We start from the raw sequence: 20,368 nt of genomic DNA on the forward strand, positions 1-20,368 counted from the left end.
TAGGGGCGCCGGCCCCGGCCGGCCGTCCCTCCCGTCCCGCCGCGGGCTGGTGATCACCCAGGTCGGACGGGGTATACCTCCCTCCGTCCGTCGTGGGTTGGGGGGAGCGGGTGCCGGGTCTGAAGCGCGTCCGGCAGGCGTACGCCTCGATCGGCTCGTTCGGCAGCGAGGCGACGCCCTTCTACGGCCTGTCCGCCGCGCTCGCGGTGACCGCGCCGCTGATCATCGGGGTGCTGACCGAACGCGCGGCGACGGGCGCGATGATCGCCCTGGGCGCGTACCTGGTGGCGCAGCGCGAGCCCGAGGGGCCGTACGGGGCCCAGGCCCGCGACCTCGGCAGCGCGGTCGTGCTGGTCGCGGTCGGCTCGGCCCTCGGCGGGCTGCTCAGCGGGCACGTCTGGCTGTCGGTCGTGGTCGTCCCGCCCGTGGTGGCGCTCGGGTCGGCGGTGAGCTGGATCGGGTCGACGGCGGGCCTGGCGGTGCTGCTGGCCGCGGTCCGGCCGCGCGCCGACGACGTCGTGTACGTCGGGTTCCTGGAACTGCTCGGCGGCCTGCTGTTCTGCCTGATCGTCCTCGCGCCCTGGCCCGCGCGGCGGCTGCGCCCGCTGCGGGAGGCCATCGCGGACGCCGCGGACCAGGTGGCCGGGGCGCTCGACGCGGTCGCCCAGGAGATCGGCACCCCCGACGCCGCCGCCCTGGACGCCGTCGAGATCACCAACCCGGACCTCGCCGCCGTCGTCCACAACGTCGCCTGGGACGAGCAGCGCCGCGCCGCCTCCGAGGCGCTGACCGAGGCCCGCGGCACCTACGCCCTGTACCGGACGGGCCACCACCGGGACGAGCCGACGCGTCCGGAACGGCTGCTGGACGCCCTGTCCCGCATCCTGCACGAGACCGTCGCGCTGCGCGCCCTCGTCGAGGCCGAGCGGGGCCGTCCGCCGGACCGCAACCGCGAGTGGGAGCTGGAGGCGCACGTCGCGATCTCCGCGCTCGCGGCCCGGCTGCGGCTGCTGTCGGGCGCGGTCCGCACCGCCGGGGCGTCCCCGCTGGGCGCGCCGCTCGGCGACCTGGACTCGGCGGCGATCCGGCGGCTGGCCCGGCAGAGCGACCGGATCCGCCGCGCCGGGATGACCGGCGAGGAGGACCTGGTCGCGGTCGCGCTGATCGACCAGATCCTGCGCTCCACCGACCGGATCGCGGGCGGCGTGGACTCCGCGCGGCGGCTGGTCAAGGCCGGGCTGCGGCTCGGGTTCGGCCCGCCGCAGCTCCCGACGCCCGACCCGGTGTCGCTCTGGGACCGGATCAGCCGGGCCGTCCGCACCCGGTCGCCGGCGTTCCGGCAGGTCTCCCGGGTCTCCGTCACCGCGTTCGCGGCCATGTCGATCTCGGCCGCGCTGAAGCTGGAGCACGGGCAGTGGATGGTGATCACCGCCATGCTCAGCCTGCGCGGCACCTACGGCGAGACCATCGACCGGGTCATCGAGCGCGTGATCGGCACCGGGGTCGGGTCGGCGATCGCGGCGCTGCTGCTCACGCTCGCCCCCGACCAGATCTCCACGGCGGTGATCGTGTTCGTGTTCGCGCTGATCGCGTTCACGGTGCGGCAGATCACCATCACCTACTGGTTCCTGTTCGGCACGCCGCTCGGTCTGATGCTGCTGGACTTCTCCACGCCGTCCAACTGGGTGGCGGCCGGGGAGCGGATCGCGCTCACCCTGTTCGGCGGGGTGCTGACCGTCCTCGCCGTCCGGCTGCTGTGGCCGATGGGGCACGCCGAGCGGCTGCCCCGCCAGCTCCGCGAACTGCTCCGCACGCACGCCGACCTGGTCCGGGCGACGGCCGAGGTGGTCGTCGGGGAGCGCGAGCAGCTACCGCACGACAAGATCGTCACCGCCGAGCGGAGCGCCGAGGAGGTGTCCGAGACGCGCACCCGGCTCGGCCGTGAGCGGGTCCCGGACGAGCGGCGGATCCGCGAGCTGCGCGCCGCGATCGCCGCCGCGCACCGGATCCGCGACCATCTGATCGCGATCGGCCGGATGACCCGGGAGCAGGAGGTCGACGCCGGGCCCGTCCCGGAGATCCTGGACCGGATCGCCGACCTGATGGAGGAGTCGGCCGCGATGATGGCCGACCCGGCCCCCGATCCCGCGGCGGCCGAGGGGCCGTCCACCGAGGAGCGGCTGGACGAGGAGTTCGCCGACCTCGACGACCATCTGGCCGCGATCGCCCGCCGCCGCCGCGAGGAGGTCAAGGGGGGCGTCGGGCCGGACGATTTCACGCCGCTGCGGCACACCCTGCTCGAGGTCTCCGGCACCCGCTACGCGCTGCGGTCCCTGCGCCGGGACACCGACGCCCTCGTCGACAGCACCCTCGGCGCCGTCGTGCCGAGCGCGGCCGAGCCGAGCGGGCCGAGCGGACCGGAGCCGTCCCCGGCCGCCGGGCCCAAGCCGGACGACCGGCTCCAGGAGACCGGCTGAGCGGGCTCGGCCGGTCTCGGGGCGGGGGTCAGCTCTTGGGGTCGCGGTAGACGATCAGGTCGCCGGTTCCGGGGCGGACGGCGTCCCAGGCGTCCGGGAGGCCGATGACGGCGAGCGAGCAGGTCGGGAAGCCGGCGGGCGCCCCGTCCGGGACCAGGTCGTGGACGAACTGGTGCACCGAGGGGTTGTGCCCGACGAGCAGCAGCGTGTCCACGTCGCCGCCGTTCTCCCGGACGAGCCGGAGCAGCTCGTCCGCGTCGTTGGCGTAGATCATCGGCTCGAACCGGACGTCGGTGTCGACGCCCAGCGCGTCCAGGGTCTGCCGGGTGCGGACGGCGGGCGAGCACAGCACGAGGTCGGGCGCGTGGCCGCCCGCGCGGAGCCAGTCCCCGGCGGCGGACGCGTCGCGCCGTCCCCGGCCGGTGAGCTCCCGGTCCGCGTCGTCCTTCCCGAAGCCGTCCTCGGCCTTGGCGTGCCGCAGCACGATCAATGTGGGCATGCCCCGGACCCTAGGGCGCGACCAGGTAGGCGAGCAGGAAGAGCACGCCGATGATCGCCAGCATCCCGGTGAAGACGAGGGTGAACCCCTTCGGGCCGGACAGGGTGGACTTCTCGCCGCTCAAGGCCGCGCCTCCCGCGTTTCGGTGTGATGTCGTACAAGCGTACGGCCGGACCCCCGTGCCCCGGATCCAGCCCCGCCCCACGCCCCGCCTCGCCCCCCGCCTCGTCCCCCGCCCGGTCCATCCGGCGCCGAGCACACGCGCCCCCGTCCGGACGGGCCGGACGGGGGCGCGGAGCGAGCCTCGAACCGATCACCCGGGGAGCTTCGGCCCCGGGCGCGGAACGGGTGTCAGCCGGTCACTCCTGGGCGGTGGGGTCGCCGGCGCGGGCCGCGCCGTTGGCCTCGACCCTGGTGACCGACGCCTCGGCGGCGGGCCCCGGGACGGAGGGCGTCACGGACGCCGAGACCGCCTCGGAAGCACCGGAGACACCGGAACCGCCGGACGCGCCGGACCCGCCGGACGGACCGGACGCGCCGGACCCGCCGCCGCTCTCGAGGGACTCGTCCGCCGCGGCCATCTCGCCGATCGGGTCGGCCCGGCGCTTGGAGATCACGATCGCGACGACCACCACGGCGATCGCGGCGAGGGCGACCACCACGCGCAGCCAGGTGTTCCCGGCGTAGCGCACCACGGCGTCCGCGACCAGCAGCGCGACCAGGTTCATCACCTTGATCAGCGGGTTGATCGCGGGACCGGCGGTGTCCTTGAACGGGTCGCCGACGGTGTCGCCGATCACGGTCGCGGCGTGCGCGTCGGAACCCTTGCCGCCGAGCTTGCCCTCCTCGACCAGCTTCTTGGCGTTGTCCCAGGCGCCGCCGGAGTTGGAGAGGAACACCGCCATCAGGACCCCGGCCGCGATCGCGCCGCCCAGGTAGGCGCCGAGCGGCGCGTAGCCGAGCGCGAACCCGACGGCGATCGGGGTCATGATCGCCAGCAGTCCGGGCGTGGCGAGCTCGCGCTGCGCGTCCTGGGTGCAGATCGACACGACCCGGTCGTAGTCGGGCACCTCGGTGCCGTCCATGATCCCCGGACGGGTCCGGAACTGGTTGCGGACCTCGACCACCACGCGTCCGGCCGCGCGGCCGACCGCCATGATCGCCAGGCCCGCGAACAGGAACACCACGGCCGCGCCGATGATCAGGCCGATCAGCACGTTCGGGTTGTCGATGGACAGCGAGAACACCTTGAAGTCGCCGAGCGCGCTGCGCGCCGACGGCGAGGCGTTCCCGAGCGCGTTCACGACCGTCGTCCGGAACGAGCCGAACAGCGCGGTCGCGGCGAGCACGGCGGTCGCGATCGCGATGCCCTTGGTGATCGCCTTGGTGGTGTTGCCGACGGCGTCCAGCCGCTCCAGGACGGCGGCGGCCTCGCCCTGGACGTCGCCGGACATCTCGGCGATGCCCTGCGCGTTGTCGGAGACCGGGCCGAAGGTGTCCATGGACACGATCACCCCGACCGTGGTGAGCAGGCCCGTTCCGGCCATCGCCACGGCGAACAGCGCGACCGTGGTGTTGCCGAACCCGAGCAGGAACGCGCCGTACACGGCGGCGGCGATCACCAGGGCGGTGTAGACGGCCGACTCCAGGCCGAGCGAGATCCCGGAGAGGATCACGGTCGCGGGCCCGGTGCGGGCGCTTCCGGTGACCTCCCTGACCGGCTTGCGGTTGGTCTCGGTGAAGTAGCCGGTGAGCAGCTGGATCGCGCTGGCCAGCACGATCCCGATGAGGACGGCGCCGAGCGCGACCCAGCGCGGATCGGCGTCCAGGCCGCGGATCCTGGCGTCGGTCACGCCGTGCAGGTCGGCGAACGAGGACGGCAGGTAGGCGAAGGCCGCGATCGCGACCAGCACCGCCGAGAAGATCGCGGAGATGAAGAACCCGCGGTTGATCGCCGACATCCCGGACCGGTCGGACGCCCGGGGCGCGACCGCGAAGATCCCGACCACCGCGGTGATCACGCCGATCATCGGGACGATCAGCGGGAACACCAGGCCCTCGTTGCCGAACGCGTTGGTGCCGAGGATGAGCGCCGCGACCAGCATGACCGCGTACGACTCGAACAGGTCGGCGGCCATGCCGGCGCAGTCGCCGACGTTGTCGCCCACGTTGTCGGCGATGGTCGCGGCGTTGCGCGGGTCATCCTCGGGGATGCCCTGCTCGACCTTGCCGACCAGGTCGGCGCCGACGTCGGCGGCCTTGGTGAAGATGCCGCCGCCGACCCGCATGAACATGGCGAGCAGCGCGGCGCCGAAGCCGAAGCCCTCGAGCACCTTCGGCGCCTCGCCCTTGTAGGCGAGGACGACCACGGCGGCGCCGAAGAGCCCGAGCCCGACGGTGAACATGCCCGCGACCCCGCCGGTGCGGAACGCGATGCGCATGGCCTTGCGCTCGCCGCCCTCGGCGTCCCGGGCGGCGGCGGCGACGCGCACGTTGCCGCGCACCGCCAGCCACATGCCGGTGAACCCGGTGACCGCCGAGAACAGAGCCCCGACGACGAAGAACACCGACCGGCCGATCCGCTCGCCCGTGCTGTCGGCGGGCAGCAGGAGGAGCAGGAACGGGATGACGACCACGAAGACGGCGACCGTGCGGAACTGGCGTTTCAGGTAGGCGAGCGCGCCCACCTGGACGGCCCTCGCGATGGACTGCATCTTCTCGGTGCCCTGGCCCGCGGCCAGGACCTCCCTTACCAGTCCTGCGGCGACGGCCAGTGCCAGAAGCGCGACCACGGCGACGACGACCACCAAAGTGAGGTCACCGCCGCCGAGACTGACGTCCGCGGCTTTCGCAACGGCCGGGCTTGACAGGGAAAGCCCAGACATCCGTGTCCTCCTCGACAGGGGCGTGGCGATCCGGATCGTCCTGTCGGACGATCTTTACCGCGTACCCCGCGAGCGGCCGGTTCAATGTCTCCGAGGAGGGACGGGCCCCCTGCACCCCTCGGCGGCAACGCCGAATCAGTCACTGCGCACGGCTACGCGGGTGCCGGGAGTGTACGCAGGTGGCGGCGCATTTGAGAAGACCGTCCGGGACCTCCCGGGGGTGCACGGCAATGGCAATACCCGAGGGCCCGGGATTTGCTCGCGTCCGCCCCGATCCGTCCGTCTGGGCTGGTCAGACAGGGTAAGCTTCTCTTACCTCACAGCCACATTCGCGTCTCTTACTCCCCGAGGACCCCACGCTTCCCAGTTATAGACATCCGTATTTGGTAATTGATCTTTGACCGTTATTCGAACGGCGCGAAGATCGACGAGAGAACGATCTCATAACCGTTCCTCCCTTGGGCATCAGTGACACCCCGGATCACATCCGTCCCGAATTCGGCAGGCGCACCGTGACCCGAAGTCCACCGCCCGGATTCGGCGACGCGAACGCCGTTCCGCCGTGCGCGCCCGCCACCGCGCGCACGATCGACAGCCCCAGTCCGCTGCCCCGGTCCGACCGCACCCGCTCCGCGCCCAGCCGCCGGAACGGCTCGAAGATCGTCTCGGTCTCGTAGGCCGGGACGACCGGCCCGGTGTTGGTCACCGTCAGCTCCGTCCAGCCGTCGTGCACCCCCGTCATCACCCGGCACGTCCCGCCGCGGTGGTTGTGCCGGACGGCGTTCTCCACCAGGTTCTGGACGAGCCGCTCCAGCAGCACCGGGTCGCCGTCCGCCGGCGCCGGGGACAGCTCGCCGCGCACCGTCACGTCCCGCTCGGCCGCCTCGCCGCCCTCCGCCGCCGCGAGGTCCACGACGTGCCGGGCGACGTCGGCGAGATCCAGCGGCGTCCGCTCGGTCACCTCGTTCTCGCCGCCCGCGAGGGTGAGCAGCCCGTCGATCAGCCGCTCGTGCCGCTCGTTCACCACCAGCAGCGACTCGCCCAGCCGCCGCACGTCCTCGGACGCGCCGCGCCGCCGCACCGCCACGTCCACGAGCGTCCGGTTGATCGCGAGCGGGGTGCGCAGCTCGTGCGAGGCGTTCGCGACGAACCGGCGCTGCCCGTCGAACGACCGCGACAGGCGGCCGAGCATCGTGTCGAACGTGTCGGCCAGCTCACGCACCTCGTCCCGCGGCCCGTCGTACCCGATCCGCTCGGTCAGGTCGTGGCTCCGCGCGACCCGCCGGGCGGTCTCGGTGATCCGCTGGACGGGCCGCAGCGCCCGGTCCGCCATCAGCCAGCCGAGCCCCAGCGCCGCCAGCGCCACCAGGCCGAGCGCGATCGCGCCCTGCGTCAGCACCGAGTCGAGCGTCGCCTTCTGGAAGTCGTCGGCCGCGCCGCCGACCCGCTGCCGCTGGATGAAGTAGGCCGCCTTCCCGCCGCTGTCGACCGCCCCCAGCAGCCGGCCGTCGACCTTCCCGTCCACCTTGGCGATCCGCTGCGGACCCGGGCCGGCCGCCACGCCCTGCTTGACCGGCGCCGCGCCCTGCAGGAGCGCCAGCGGATCCGGCGTCCGGCCCACCGGGGCCTGCATGAGCCGCAGCGGATCCGGCGTCCCGCCCGGCACCGCGCGCGTGTCCGGCATCTGCGCCGACGTGATGACCTGGTTCATCAGCTGCCCGCGCGGCCCTTGCAGGTTGTTCTGGACGAGCACGTACGTCAGCGTGAGCAGAACGATCCCCGCCGCGACGAACATGCCGCCGTACAACAGGGTCAGCCGCGCGCGGATCGTCGACCTCATGTGGATGCTCGGTCTCATGGGATCCGGTACCCCACTCCCGGGACGGTCTCGATGACGGAGGGTTCCCCGAGCTTGCGCCGCAGCTTCATCAGGGTCACCCGGACGGTGTTGGTGAACGGGTCGGTGTGCTCGTCCCACGCCTTCTCCAGCAGTCGCTCGGCGGACACGACCGTGCCGTCCGCGCGCAGCAGCTCGGCGAGCACCGCGAACTCCTTGCGCGCCAGGTGCACGTACCGTCCGTCCCGGAACACCTCGTGATGGGCCGGGTCGAGCCGGATCCCCGCGCGCTCGAACGTCGGCGGATCCGCCGGACGGGCACGGCGGCCCAACGCGTGCACGCGCGCGAGCAGCTCCTCGAACGCGAACGGCTTGGGCAGGTAGTCGTCCGCGCCGAGGCTCAGCCCCTCCACGCGCGCGGGCACGGACGACGCGGCGGTCAGCATCAGCACCCGCACATGCATCCCGGACCCGGCGACCGCCCGGCACACCTCGTCGCCGTGCACGACCGGCAGGTCCCGGTCGAGCAGCAGCACGTCGTAGTCGTTCACACCGAGCCGCTCCAGCGCGGCGTCGCCGTCGTACACCACGTCCACCGCGATCGCCTCGGCCCGCAGGCCCTCCGCGATCGAGTCGGCGAGCATCCGCTCGTCCTCGGCCACCAGAACCCGCACAGGCCCCGCCCTCCCCGCCACCGCTCGTCCGCTTCCCGGACGAGCCTGTTGGATCCCCCGTAATGTCCGCATAACGCGAAGCGGTTACGGCCGGGTTACCGGTCGCCCGCTGGACTTCTCCTCGATCGCCGGGACGGCCCCGGCACGGACGAGGAGACGACGATGCGGACCCCACGGCTCGCCGGCCTGCTGCTGGCCCCGGTTCTGGCCCTCGGCCTCTCCGCCTGCGGAAACGGCGGCGGGGGCGACAAGCTCGCCACCCAGTCGGCCAAGAAGGCCGATGAGGCGACCAAGCTGCGGAACTTCGCCAAGTGCATGCGGGAGCACGGCGTCGACATGAAGGACCCGGGCGACGACGGCCGGATCACGATGATGCAGTCGAAGGGCGCGCCCGGCGGCGGCGAGCAGGCGATGCAGGCGGCGCAGAAGGCGTGCCAGCACCTGATGCCGAACGGCGGCAAGCCGAAGCAGGCGAGCCCGCAGGACATCGACAGGCTGCGCAAGTACGCCCAGTGCATGCGCGGGCACGGCATCAGCATGGAGGACCCCGGCTCGGACGGCGGGATCAGGATCAGGATGACCGGACCGCCCCAGGGCTCGCAGAACGGCGGGGACCCCGCGAACGACCCGACGCTCAAGGCCGCGCAGGAGGCGTGCAAGCAGTTCCAGCCCGGGAGAGTGAAGTGAGGCGATCCCGCGCGATCGGGCTGGGCGTCCTGGCCGTGGCGGCGGTCGGCGGCGCCGGCCTCGCCACGGCCGGGCTCGGCGGCGGGGGCGGGTCCGGGACGGCCGGCGGGCCGAAGGTCCCCGCGACCGCCGCCGTCGAGCGGACGACGCTCACCGAGACCCAGAAGGTCGACGGCACCCTCGGCTACGGCGACACGACCACCCTGTCGGCCCCCTCGACCAGCTCAGGCGGAGGAGGCGGCGGGGGCGGGGGCGGCGGATCAGGTGGCGGCGGAGGGGGCGGGGGCGGCGGCGGGGGGTCGTCCGCCGGGACGGTCACCTGGCTCCCCTCCCCCGGCACGAAGATCGGACGCGGCGAGCCCGCCTACCGCGTCGACAACCGTCCCGTGCCGCTCCTCTACGGCCGGATGCCGCTCTACCGGACCCTCAAGGACGGCGTCGAGGGGAGCGACGTCCTCCAGCTCGAACGGAACCTCGCCGCGCTCGGCTACGGCGGCTTCACCGTCGACGAGAAGTACACCTCGGCCACCGCGACCGCCGTCAAGCAGTGGCAGGAGGACACGGGCATGGCCGAGACCGGCGAGATCGCCCCGGGAGGCGTCGTCGTCGCACGCGACGAGATCCGCGTCGCCGAACGCCGCGCGCAGACCGGCGACCGCGCGTCCGGGCCGCTGCTCACCTACACCGGCACCACGCGCGTCGTCACCATCGCCCTGGACGTCAAGTACCAGAAGCTCGCCAAGGTCGACGCCGGCGTCACCATCGACCTGCCCGACGGCGGCACCACCAAGGGGACGATCAGCTCGGTCGGCAAGGTCGCCACCCAGTCCCGCGCCGACCAGCCCACCACGGTCAAGGTCACCGTGGAGGTCGGCCGGCAGCGCAGCCTCGGCTCCTACGACAAGGCCCCCGTGAACGTCTACCTCACCTCGTCGCGGCACGCGTCCGTGCTGGCCGTCCCGGTCGGCGCCCTCGTCGCCCTGCCGGGCGGCGGCTACGGCGTCCAGGTCCTGTCCGGCGCGTCCGCGCCCGTCCGGACCGTCAAGGTGGACACAGGTGTGTTCGCCCAAGGCCAGGTCGAGGTCACCGGCTCGGGCATCAACGCCGGCATGAAGGTCGTGGTGCCCGCATGAGCACACCCACCCCGAACGCGGACACGCCCCCCGGCGTGCCCCTGACGCAGGAGCCCGCCCCCGGCGGCTCGGGCTTCGCGGTGGTCGAACTGCGCGAGGTCACCAAGTCCTATCCCGGTGGCGTGACCGCGCTGGACGCCGTGTCGCTCACGATCTCGCCGGGCGAGTTCGTCGCGGTCGTCGGACCGTCCGGCTCGGGCAAGTCCACGATGCTGAACCTGCTCGGCACGCTCGACCTGCCCGCGTCCGGCACCGTCCTGTTCGAGGGCCAGGACGTCTCGCGCCTCTCGGACCGGCGGCTCTCGGGGCTGCGCGCCCGCCGCATCGGCTTCGTGTTCCAGCAGTTCCACCTCGCGGCGGGCGTCCCGGCCGTCGACAACGTCGCGGACGGCCTGCTCTACGCGGGCGTCCCCATCGCCCAACGCCGCGCCCGCGCACGCGAGGCCCTGGAACGCGTCGGCCTCGGACACCGGCTCGGACACCGTCCACACCAGCTCTCCGGCGGCGAGAAGCAACGCGTCGCGATCGCCCGCGCCGTGGTGGGCGACCCGGGCCTGCTCCTCGCGGACGAGCCGACCGGCGCCCTCGACACCGCGTCCGGCACGGTCGTCCTGGATCTGCTGCGCGAGCTGTCCGGCGGCGGCACCACGGTCGTCCTCATCACCCACGACCGCGACATAGCCGCCCAGGTCCCCCGCCGGGTCACCATGCGGGACGGCCGCATCGTCCAGGACACGGCGGACGACGCGGGTGAGCTCGGCGGCACAGATGCCACCAAGGTCCTTGATGGCGCGAGGTCCGGCCTATGAGCGTCACCGAAGCGCCTCCCCGTCGCAGACCGCGGCGGCTGGAACGGGAACGGCGCCCGAAGCGCGGACGGCGCGTGGACCGGTCCGGACGGCTCGGAACACGGGACGTCCTGCGCGTCGGCGCGGCGGGACTGCGGGCGCGGCCCCTCCGGGTCGTCCTGTCCGCGCTGGGGATCGCGATCGGCATCGCCGCCATGATCGGCGTGGTCGGGATCTCCACGTCCAGCCGGGCGCAGCTCCAGGCCACCCTGGACCGGCTCGGCACCAACCTGCTCACGGTCTCCCCCGGCCACGACTTCTTCGGCGGGAACGCGGAGCTTCCGTTCACCGCCCCGGCCATGATCGCGCGGGTGCCGGGCGTGGAGTCCGCCACCGCCACCGGCAAGGTCGCCGACGCGCACGTCTACCGCAACGACCACATCGACCCCGAGGAGACCGGCGGGATCGCCGTCATGGCGGCCGACCTGCGCCTCCCCACCACGATCGGCCTGAGCCTGCGCTCGGGGACCTGGCTGAACGCCGCGACCGGACGCTACCCGGCCGTCGTCCTCGGGTCCGCCGCCGCCGACCGGCTCGGCGTCACCGGCGCGGGCGGCCAGGTGTGGCTCGCCGGACGCTGGTTCACCGTCGTCGGCGTCCTCGCCCCGAACGCGCTCGCGCCCGAACTGGACTCGGCCGCGCTGGTCGGCTGGGCCGCGGCGGTCTCCCGCCTCGGCTTCGACGGGCACGCCACCACGATCTACACGCGGACCGCCAAGGACGCCGTCGAACGCGTCCGGGACCTGCTCGCCCCGACCGCCAACCCCGAGTCGCCGAACGAGATCGAGGTGTCCCGGCCGTCCGACGCGCTGGCCGCCGAGCACGCCGCGAACCAGACGTTCACGGCGCTGCTGCTCGGCCTCGGCGGGGTCGCCCTGCTGGTCGGCGGCGTCGGCGTCGCGAACACGATGGTCATCTCCGTCCTGGAGCGCCGCGCCGAGATCGGCCTGCGGCGCGCCCTCGGCGCCACCCGCGGGCAGATCCGGCTCCAGTTCCTCACCGAGTCCCAGCTGCTCGCCGCCCTCGGCGGGCTCGGCGGGGTCGCGCTCGGCGCCCTCGTCACCTTCGGTTTCGCGGTCGCGCAGCACTGGCCCACGGTCGTCCCGCCCTGGGCCATGGCGGGCGGGCTCGCCGCGACGCTGGTCATCGGCGCGATCGCGGGCCTGTACCCCGCGATCCGGGCCGCCCGCCTCCCCCCGACGGAGGCCCTGACCAGCGCCTGAACGCGTCCACCGAACGCGTCCGCCGAACGCGTCCACTGAACGCGTCCGCGGACAGCGGAAGGCCCCGTCCCTCGGGTGAGGGCGGGGCCTGTCTCGCGCGTCGTGACCGGCTCCGGGAGCGCCGGTCAGATCTCCGGAGCCGCCGGCGGTTCGGCCGGCCAGCTCATTCGGATCTGAACGCCCTTGGGGGTGTTGGAGATCTCCACGTCATCGGCCAGTCCGGCGATGACGGCGAGACCCAGATCGGCGTCCCCGGCGAGGGCCAGGGCCGGGATGTCGTCCGGCCGCGGTGCCGAGGGAGGTCCGCCCTCCGCCTCGTCCGCGGGTACCGAGTCGCTGACGATCACCTGGAACCGGTGACCGGCGTCGCTCAGCTCGAGCCGTACGGGTTCGTCGGGACAGTGCAGACGGTGTGCCTCCACCGCCCGCGAGCACGCCTCCCCGACCGCCAGCCGGACCTCGTCCATGATCGCCTCGTCGACGCCACTGCGTCTGGCCACGGCGGTCACGATCAGACGGGCCGTCCTGACATGGACGGGCAGCGCGCTGAAAGAGAGTTCGACGGTCGCCATCTCTCTGACAGGCCGCCTACTTCGCGCCCTTGCGCTTCTCCTCGGCCTCGGCGATCGTCTTGTGGATCCCGAAGACCTTGGTCAGCCCGGTGATGCGGAAGATCTTGAGGATGCGCTCCTGGGTGCAGACCAGCTCCAGCGAGCCGTCGTGCGCGCGCACCCGCTTCAGGCCGCCGACCAGGACGCCGAGGCCGGTCGAGTCGAGGAACTCGACCTTCTCCATGTCCACCAGCAGGTGGAACTTGCCCTTGTTCACCAGGTCGATCAGCTTCTCGCGAAGCTTGGGGGCCGTGTAGACGTCGATCTCGCCTTCCACGGTGATGACGGTGAGGCCGTCATCGGTGGTGTAGTCGTTCACCTTCAGGTCCACAGGTCCTCCAGCGCCGTGCAGCAAACTTGCACTCCGCACGCCCCGATCCCCCCGGACACGGCCGGTTTCGGGACGACGGAACTCCGTCGAGATTCAACCACGCTCCGCCGCCCTACAGGCAGGTTATCGCCTACTGGGACGAAAGTTCGCGCCATCACGTCTGACCTGGTGATCTGCCGGTCATGGCATGGGGAGGCCAGCCTCCGGCGCCGGGGCGTTCCAATGGTTGTCCCCAGGCTGGCACACTGAAAACCTCATGCCCGGCCAAAGATCTCCCGCGCCCCTGGACCGCCTCCTCGCCGACCCCACCCGCCGTGGGCGGATCACGCACGTCCAGAACGTCCCCGCACGTCAGGGCCGTCGCGCCGCCTGGCCGTCCTGGGCGCCGCCGGAGCTTCTCGAGCGCCTCGCCGCCGCCGGCATCGAGGCCCCCTGGCGGCACCAGGCCGAGGCCGCCGAACTCGCCCACGCCGGCCGCTCTGTGATCATCGCCACCGGCACCGCCTCGGGCAAGTCCCTCGCCTACCTCCTCCCGGCCCTCACCGCGCTCCACCCCTCCGCCCCCGTCCCCGCACCCCGCACCCCCGACCCCCCTGCCACGGTCGCGGGCGAAGGCCGGGCGCGGATCGCGGGCGAGGGCACCGTGCTCTACCTGTCCCCGACGAAGGCGCTCGCGGCGGACCAGCTCAGAGCGGTACGGGCGCTGAAACTGCCACGGGTGCGCGCGGCCACCTACGACGGGGACACCCCCCGCGACGAGCGCGGCTGGGTCCGGCAGCACGCCAACTACGTCCTGACCAACCCGGACATGCTGCACCGGTCGCTCCTGCCCGGCCACTCCCGCTGGTCGGGATTCCTGCGCCGCCTCCGCTACGTGATCATCGACGAGGCGCACGGCTACCGGGGCGTGTTCGGCTCGCACGTCGCGCAGATCATCCGCCGTCTCCGCCGCGTCTGCGCGCGGTACGGCGCGTCGCCCACGTTCGTCCTGGCGTCCGCGACGACCTCGGAACCCGCGACCGCCGCGTCCCGCCTCACCGGCCTGGACGTGACGGCCGTGGACGACGACACGTCCCCGCGCGGCCCCGCGACCTTCGCGCTGTGGGAGCCGCCGCTGACCGACCTGCGCGGCGAGCAGGGCGCGCCCGTCCGCCGCACCGCCACCGCCGAGGCCGCCGACATCCTCGCCGACCTCGTCGTCGAGGACGTCCAGACGCTGGCGTTCGTCCGGTCCCGGCGCGGCGCGGAGTCCGTCGCGCTGGGCGCGAAACGCGCCCTGGAGGAGTCGGCCCCCGAGCTGACCGGCCAGGTCGCCGCCTACCGCGCGGGCTACCTGCCCGAGGAGCGCCGGGCGCTCGAACGATCACTGCGCTCCCGCGAACTCGTCGGCCTGGCCAGCACGAACGCCCTCGAACTCGGCGTGGACGTCTCGGGCCTGGACGCCGTCCTCGTCTGCGGCTGGCCCGGCACGCGCGCCTCCCTCTGGCAGCAGGCCGGACGCGCCGGACGCGCCGGGCAGTCCGCCCTCGCCGTCCTCGTCGCCCGCGACGACCCGCTCGACACCTACCTCGTCCACCACCCCGAGGCGATCTTCGGCACCCCCGTCGAGGCCACCGTCCTGGACCCGGACAACCCCTACGTCCTCGGCCCGCACCTGTGCGCCGCGGCCGCCGAGCTCCCCCTCACGGACGCCGACCTCGCCCTGTTCGGCCCGACGGCGGACGACCTGCTGCCCGACCTCGTCCGCCGCGGCATGCTCCGCCGCCGTCCCGCCGGCTGGTACTGGACACGCCGCGACAACCCCTACGACCTCGCCGACCTCCGCGGCGCGGGCGGCACCCCCGTCCAGGTCGTCGAGCTCGCCACCGGACGCCTCCTCGGCACCGTGGACGAGTCGTCCGCGCACACCACCGTCCACGACGGCGCCGTCTACATCCACCAGGGCGAGTCCTTCATCGTCCAGACCCTCGACCTGGACGACTCGGTCGCCCTCGTCGAGGCCGCCGCCCCCGACTACTCGACCACCGCGCGCGACGTCACCGACATCCGCATCGTCGAGGAGCTCCGCTCCACCCCGTGGGGCGAGGCCCGCCTGCACTACGGCACCGTCGAGGTCACCCACCAGGTCGTCGCCTACCAGATGCGCCGTGTCCAGACCGGCGAGATGCTCGGCGAGAAGCCCCTCGACCTCCCCCCGCGCACCCTCCGCACCCGCGCCGTCTGGTGGACCCTCTCCGCCGACCAGGTGGACGGCCTCGGCGACCTCGACCTCGCGGGCGCCGCCCACGCCGCCGAGCACGCCTCCATCGGCCTCCTCCCCCTCTTCGCGACCTGCGACCGCTGGGACATCGGCGGCGTCTCCACCGCCGTCCACCCCGACACCGGCCTCCTCACCGTCTTCGTCTACGACGGCCACGAGGGAGGCGCCGGCTTCGCCGAACGCGGCTACCGCGACGCCCGAGCCTGGCTCACCGCCACCCGCGACGCCATCGCCGCCTGCGAGTGCGACACCGGCTGCCCCTCCTGCATCCAGTCCCCCAAGTGCGGCAACGGCAACGACCCCTTGGACAAACAGGGCGCCCTGACCCTCCTGGCCCACCTCCTCCCCCAAGCCCCCTGACCCGCGACACACCAGTCGCCGCAGGCCACCGGGTGGACGGCACCGCCATCCAAGACCGATCCACTCGCAGTCACCTACCGCGATGCGTGGAGCGCCGGACCTCCCACGAGCGAAGCGCGACTGAAATCATCCCGATATGCCCGCTCCGATGACCCTTCAGGGAAGACTCGTCCAGTTGGAACCCCTGACCCCCGAGATGATCGGCGCCCTGTTGGAGGCCGCCACCGAACCAGAGGGGACCTCGCCCTTCACCCTGATCCCCCAGGATCCCGACGCGATGGGGACGTACGTCAGCTCGGCACTACGCGACCAGGAAGCGGGACGGGCCCTGGCGTTCGCCATCCGACTGGTCGAGCACGACCGGATCGTCGGCTCCACGCGCTTCCTCGACCTGGACTACTGGCAGGGCCCGCTGGCCTGGCCGCCGGGCGCGAACCGCGGCCCGGTCGGCGACGTCCCCGACGTCGCCGAGATCGGCAGCACCTGGCTGGCGCCATCGGCACGCCGCACCGGAGCCAACCATGAGGCCAAGCTGCTCATGCTCGGCCACGCCTTCGACACCTGGAACGTGCATCGCGTCACCCTCAAGACCGACGCGCGCAACTCCCGCTCCCGCGCCGCCATCACCCGCCTGGGCGCCCACTTCGAAGGCGTCCGACGCGCACACGTCCGCGCCGTCGACGGCACCGTCCGCGACACCGCCTACTTCTCGATCGTCCGCGCCGAATGGCCCGAGATCCGGCAACGACTCCAGAACCGCCTAAGCCTCACCCCATGACCCGCCCCACAGGCCCCCCAGAGCCAGCCCTAGATGTCCACCAGCACCACCCCGCCATGCCAACAGAGACGGCACGCGGCGGTTCATCCAGCATCGTCGTCACCGTTGGTACCGGCAGGCCGCTTCGAACCGAATGACCTGCAACAACACGGCCGAACCGACACGAACGAGCGGACGCGAACGAGCGGGCTCGGCCGAGCGAGCGGGCTACTTCTTGCGTCGCCGACTGCGGCCGGAGCGACGCTCATCGGCCTTGTTCTCCAGCGCCGCCGCCTCCCCCTTGGGGGACGAGTCGTCCGCCTCGGAAACGCCCTCGACGGCCGAGGCGACACTGAAGATGTCCCGCTGCTTCAGCGGACGCGTGCCCGCGTCCGGAGCCGCCGCGTCACCAAGCCGTCCACCGGTCGGCATGCCCGCCGTCGCTCCCCCAGAGGAGCTGGCCGGAGCCGCAAGACCGGCAGGCGAGTCGCCGGACTGCTTGGCGGAGGAGTCACTGGACGTCGGCTCGCTCGCGGCACCCGCGCGCTTGTCCGAGATGCGGACGTCGACACCGCCCGGACGCTTGCCGAGCCGGGCCGGACGCCGCGACGACCGCCGCGCGCCGGGAGTCGCGGCAGCCCCCTGAACCACGCTCGGCGTCCTGACCGTCCCCTTCGAGCCGTCCGAAGCACCGCCGGCGCTCACCGAACCGGCATTCGCAAGAGCAGTGAGGGCCGCCGTGCCCCCAGACTCCGCAACACCCGCTCCACCGACGCCACCCGTACCTTCACCCGCCGACGCGGTGGACACACCAGAAGCCGAGGAAGCACCGGAGACGGTGGACGCACCCGAGACCGTGGACGTCCCGGACGCCGTAGACGCACCAGGCACCGCGGACGTGCCAGGAGCCGGAGGAGCGAGAACCGTGGTCTTCGCCATCTCCTCGGCCTGCGCGATGTGCTGCTTGGCGTTGCGGACGCGGCTGCGCGCCGAGCCGCTGCGGGCCAGGCGGGCGGCCATGCCCTTCTCGCTCACCCCGGCCTGCGCGGTGCGCAGACGGCGCGTCCACGTGCCGAGGTGGGCGGCGGCGACGAGCAGCACGAGCGCGATGCCGATACTGCGACCCCACTGAAGCTGAGTGGACGCGGAGGCGTTCGCCGCCTTCGGGGACTGACCGGACGCGACCTGCGGCGTCGGATAGGTGAACCCCTGTGTCGCGTCGTTCGGCTGGACGGACGGCAGCGTGACCGGCGACTGGTTGTTGAACGGTGTGAGCGGCGAGCTCCGGTCGGATCCGTTGTTCCCCGCCGGAGGAACGGTCGTGCCAGGCGGGACGCTCGTGTTCGGCCCGTTCCCGCCACCACCGACGGAGACGGATGCCAACGAGGCAGCGGAGTTGACGGTTCCCCCCAGGCCGGTGGAACGCCGCGCCTGGACCTGCACCGACACCGATCCGCTCGCCGAGCCGACCGGGATCGACGCCGAGCAACTCGAACCAGAGCACAGGCCGCCGACAGTGCCGCTCGCCGACCCCCCACTGGACGCCTTCACGGAGTAGCCCGTCAGGTCGTCCTCAAGGCCGAGGTTCCAGCTGACCTTGATCTTGCTTCCGGAGACCACGCCGGACACTCCGGTCGGCGGGGACGGCGCGATCCGGACCGTGAAGGTGCTGGACGCGTAGACGTGTTTGCTCTGACTGCCCTTGATGTAGACCGTGTAGCGGCCGTTGCGGTCGAGCGAGAGCGGCGCGGAAAGGGAGTGGTCGAGCACCCCGCCGGACGTCAGGAAGGTGTCACCCGACCCGGGGATCTTGGCCCGCAGCTGCATCTGGAACGCGAAGTCGTACGTGGCGCGGACGGTCACCTGGGACCCGCTCGTGATGACGCTGCCGTTCTGCGGCGCGGAGATCCCGGTGGACGCCCCGGCGGGCATCACGCCGAGCACGGGGAAGGCCATCGCAAGGGGCGTCGCGAGAGCGATCGCGCCGATCCTGCGAATCCTCGTCACAGCCACATACCTCCAACAGCACCCGACCGGACCCGCACCGTCCGCGCAGCCGAGCCCGTCTGGGGAGTGTCCGGCCTCGGGAGGGGCGAGGGGCCGTAGCAGCCACCGTTTCACGCGATAACTCTGGGCTTACGGCAGCGTAACGTACTACTTGGTAGCGAAAGTCACGGAAGAGTGACAAACCCACGCGACTTCAACCTTCTCCGGCCCGCGCCGCTCTTCCGGCTCTCTATTGACATCTGGTTCAAGAGTCGAGACCAGTCAGGGTACGCCGTCCCATCCCACAGGACCAGCCCTGGCCCGCGCCACGACCCGGACCCCACGCATCCCGAACGGCAGTCGCACCACAGCGTCCGCAGAGACCTCCACGATCCTCCCACGCACCAGGCAGGACGCGACCCGTCCTCCAGAATCCGCCGCCACCTCCCGCACCACGCGGCACACCACCTCCTCCCCTTCGCTCACCCGCCGGGCCCCGGCCAACGCCCCCAGATCGGCCGCGGCCTCCACCCGATGCCGAGCGACCCGCACACCCCCGACCACCATCGCCGCCACCCCCACAACCCAGATCACCCCCATGAACGCCAACACCCACACCGTCCCCGCCCCCCGATCCGCACCACCCCCACACCACCTACGCCCCCTCCCACCCCTCACCACTCGCGGCCCCACCCTCACCGCCCACGCCACACTCCCCTTCACCGTCCACACCACGCTTCCCCTCACCGTCCGCACCATGTCTCCCCCAGGCCACACCTCCAACCACCCCAGAACCCACCTCCCACCTCCCCTCCACCTCGGCGCCGTCAGCATCTGTCGCACGCCCCGGCCTCACCCCGGCCCCCCTGGCGCGCAAGCACCCACAGCGCCCGTCGCGAGGCAGGCGATGCAGGCCGCAACCCCCCGAATCCAGGACGGTCATCGGACAGGCCATCCGGGCACGGGCCCTCAAGCCCCTAGACACCTCAAGTCCCAGGCGCCTATGCCTCAGACACCGCCTCCAGCTCTCAGATCACGACCCCTGCGGCGCAGATCCCACCCCAATGTCCGCAGGCCGCAGGCCGCAGCCCGGGCGCAGGTTCCGGCCGGGCTCGCGGGTCGGCTTAGGCTGCTGGCTCGGGCGGGGTTCCTGGCTCGGTCTCGGCTTCGGCGTGTGCTTGGACGTCGAGGGACGGCAGGCCCGACATCGCCGGCGGACGCACCGCGGTCGACACCGTCACCTGGACGCGTTCCGCGTCGCGCTGCACGGCGACCGTGGCCCCTTGAGGGGCCGACCGGCTCACGAGGGCCCGAACGGCGTCGAGAGACTCACCGCGTGCTGCGGCTCGAGCGCCCGCGCGGGCCGCGTCCACACACGACATGTGCGTGGACGCGACCGCGACCGCCCACAGCGCGAGCACCGTGACCAGGACCAGTGCGGGCAGCGCGACCGCGATCTCCGCGGTGGCCATGCCGCGATCACGTCGCCACCCCATGTTCACCCGGCCAGCTGAAGAGCCCGCTGGATGATCCCTAAGAGGGCCTTCTGAACTTCGGAACTCGTGACGATCTTGTACAGCAGACCCGCGAACGCGGTGGCGGCGATCGTGCCGACCGCGTACTCGGCCGTGGACATCCCGGCGTCGCGGGCGACACGACACCGACGCCGGACCACCTTGGCGATGCTCGTCATCATGATCTCCTTTCACTCGGGCGCCTCTCACGCCCTGTGACGAGCCTGCTGCACGGAGGTCCCAACCCCAAGCCGACCGCCGAACTGTGGATAACTCTGTCCATCCC

At 72.7% G+C, this 20,368-nt stretch carries 17 protein-coding genes; 7 read left to right on the plus strand and 10 right to left on the minus strand.

Annotation, left to right across the window (positions count from 1 at the left end):
* Nucleotides 1-110 precede the first annotated feature (110 nt).
* Nucleotides 111-2,477: an FUSC family protein gene (locus EBO15_RS00195; protein ID WP_122192218.1), complete on the plus strand. Its 2,367-nt coding sequence runs from the start codon at nt 111-113 to the stop codon at nt 2,475-2,477.
* A gap of 28 nt (nt 2,478-2,505) precedes the next feature.
* Here EBO15_RS00195 and EBO15_RS00200 read toward each other — a convergent pair whose 3' ends face one another.
* From EBO15_RS00200 to EBO15_RS00215, 4 genes are all read right to left on the minus strand, one after another.
* Complete coding sequence (locus tag EBO15_RS00200; RefSeq protein WP_122192219.1) at nt 2,506-2,976, minus strand: SixA phosphatase family protein; 471 nt, start codon at nt 2,974-2,976, stop codon at nt 2,506-2,508.
* A gap of 359 nt (nt 2,977-3,335) precedes the next feature.
* Entirely contained in the window at nt 3,336-5,861 is a 2,526-nt protein-coding gene (locus tag EBO15_RS00205) for a sodium-translocating pyrophosphatase (RefSeq protein ID WP_122192220.1), read from the minus strand.
* A gap of 481 nt (nt 5,862-6,342) precedes the next feature.
* Nucleotides 6,343-7,701, minus strand: a complete 1,359-nt coding sequence (locus EBO15_RS00210) for a sensor histidine kinase (protein WP_233615822.1) — start codon at nt 7,699-7,701, stop codon at nt 6,343-6,345.
* 14 nt (nt 7,702-7,715) lie between these two features.
* Nucleotides 7,716-8,372: a response regulator transcription factor gene (locus EBO15_RS00215; protein WP_199744243.1), complete on the minus strand. Its 657-nt coding sequence runs from the start codon at nt 8,370-8,372 to the stop codon at nt 7,716-7,718.
* A 162-nt stretch (nt 8,373-8,534) separates the two neighbouring features.
* Here EBO15_RS00215 and EBO15_RS00220 point away from each other — a divergent pair, with 162 nt between their 5' ends.
* Genes EBO15_RS00220 through EBO15_RS00235 form a run of 4 tightly spaced genes read left to right on the plus strand, consistent with a single transcriptional unit; the run spans nt 8,535 to nt 12,263 of the window.
* Nucleotides 8,535-9,059 (plus strand): hypothetical protein, encoded by a 525-nt coding sequence (locus EBO15_RS00220; protein ID WP_122192222.1) that lies wholly within the window; start codon nt 8,535-8,537, stop codon nt 9,057-9,059.
* Nucleotides 9,056-10,192 (plus strand): peptidoglycan-binding protein, encoded by a 1,137-nt coding sequence (locus EBO15_RS46695; RefSeq protein ID WP_199744244.1) that lies wholly within the window; start codon nt 9,056-9,058, stop codon nt 10,190-10,192. The genes EBO15_RS00220 and EBO15_RS46695 overlap by 4 nt, the downstream gene beginning before the upstream one ends.
* Nucleotides 10,189-11,001 (plus strand): ABC transporter ATP-binding protein, encoded by an 813-nt coding sequence (locus EBO15_RS00230; RefSeq protein ID WP_122192224.1) that lies wholly within the window; start codon nt 10,189-10,191, stop codon nt 10,999-11,001. The genes EBO15_RS46695 and EBO15_RS00230 overlap by 4 nt, the downstream gene beginning before the upstream one ends.
* Entirely contained in the window at nt 10,998-12,263 is a 1,266-nt protein-coding gene (locus tag EBO15_RS00235; protein WP_122192225.1) for an ABC transporter permease, read from the plus strand. The genes EBO15_RS00230 and EBO15_RS00235 overlap by 4 nt, the downstream gene beginning before the upstream one ends.
* Before the next feature lie 125 nt (nt 12,264-12,388).
* Here EBO15_RS00235 and EBO15_RS00240 read toward each other — a convergent pair whose 3' ends face one another.
* Both EBO15_RS00240 and EBO15_RS00245 read right to left on the minus strand, forming a co-directional pair.
* Entirely contained in the window at nt 12,389-12,835 is a 447-nt protein-coding gene (locus EBO15_RS00240; RefSeq protein WP_122192226.1) for an ATP-binding protein, read from the minus strand.
* Between the two features lie 16 nt (nt 12,836-12,851).
* Nucleotides 12,852-13,205: an STAS domain-containing protein gene (locus EBO15_RS00245; RefSeq protein ID WP_026412268.1), complete on the minus strand. Its 354-nt coding sequence runs from the start codon at nt 13,203-13,205 to the stop codon at nt 12,852-12,854.
* Between the two features lie 256 nt (nt 13,206-13,461).
* Between EBO15_RS00245 and EBO15_RS00250 the strand changes: the two genes are divergently transcribed.
* Both EBO15_RS00250 and EBO15_RS00255 read left to right on the plus strand, forming a co-directional pair.
* Nucleotides 13,462-15,825 carry a DEAD/DEAH box helicase gene (locus tag EBO15_RS00250; RefSeq protein ID WP_122192227.1) on the plus strand — a complete coding sequence of 788 codons (2,364 nt, stop codon included), beginning with the start codon at nt 13,462-13,464 and terminating at the stop codon, nt 15,823-15,825.
* A 148-nt stretch (nt 15,826-15,973) separates the two neighbouring features.
* The gene (locus EBO15_RS00255; protein ID WP_233615823.1) at nt 15,974-16,603 is read left to right on the plus strand and encodes a GNAT family N-acetyltransferase; all 630 of its coding nucleotides are present in this window, start codon (nt 15,974-15,976) and stop codon (nt 16,601-16,603) included.
* Nucleotides 16,604-16,810: 207 nt separating this feature from the next.
* Here EBO15_RS00255 and EBO15_RS00260 read toward each other — a convergent pair whose 3' ends face one another.
* From EBO15_RS00260 to EBO15_RS00275, 4 genes are all read right to left on the minus strand, one after another.
* On the minus strand, nt 16,811-18,589 hold the full coding sequence (locus EBO15_RS00260) for a hypothetical protein (RefSeq protein ID WP_122192229.1): 1,779 nt from the start codon (nt 18,587-18,589) through the stop codon (nt 16,811-16,813).
* Between the two features lie 261 nt (nt 18,590-18,850).
* Nucleotides 18,851-19,402: an Rv3654c family TadE-like protein gene (locus EBO15_RS47190; RefSeq protein WP_407643367.1), complete on the minus strand. Its 552-nt coding sequence runs from the start codon at nt 19,400-19,402 to the stop codon at nt 18,851-18,853.
* 290 nt (nt 19,403-19,692) lie between these two features.
* The gene (locus EBO15_RS00270; RefSeq protein ID WP_233615824.1) at nt 19,693-20,040 is read right to left on the minus strand and encodes a TadE family type IV pilus minor pilin; all 348 of its coding nucleotides are present in this window, start codon (nt 20,038-20,040) and stop codon (nt 19,693-19,695) included.
* 26 nt (nt 20,041-20,066) lie between these two features.
* Nucleotides 20,067-20,264 (minus strand): DUF4244 domain-containing protein, encoded by a 198-nt coding sequence (locus tag EBO15_RS00275; protein WP_378239430.1) that lies wholly within the window; start codon nt 20,262-20,264, stop codon nt 20,067-20,069.
* Nucleotides 20,265-20,368: the final 104 nt, after the last annotated feature.

Origin of the sequence: Actinomadura harenae, from assembly GCF_003696215.1 — a bacterium.
Lineage (GTDB): Bacteria > Actinomycetota > Actinomycetes > Streptosporangiales > Streptosporangiaceae > Spirillospora > Spirillospora harenae.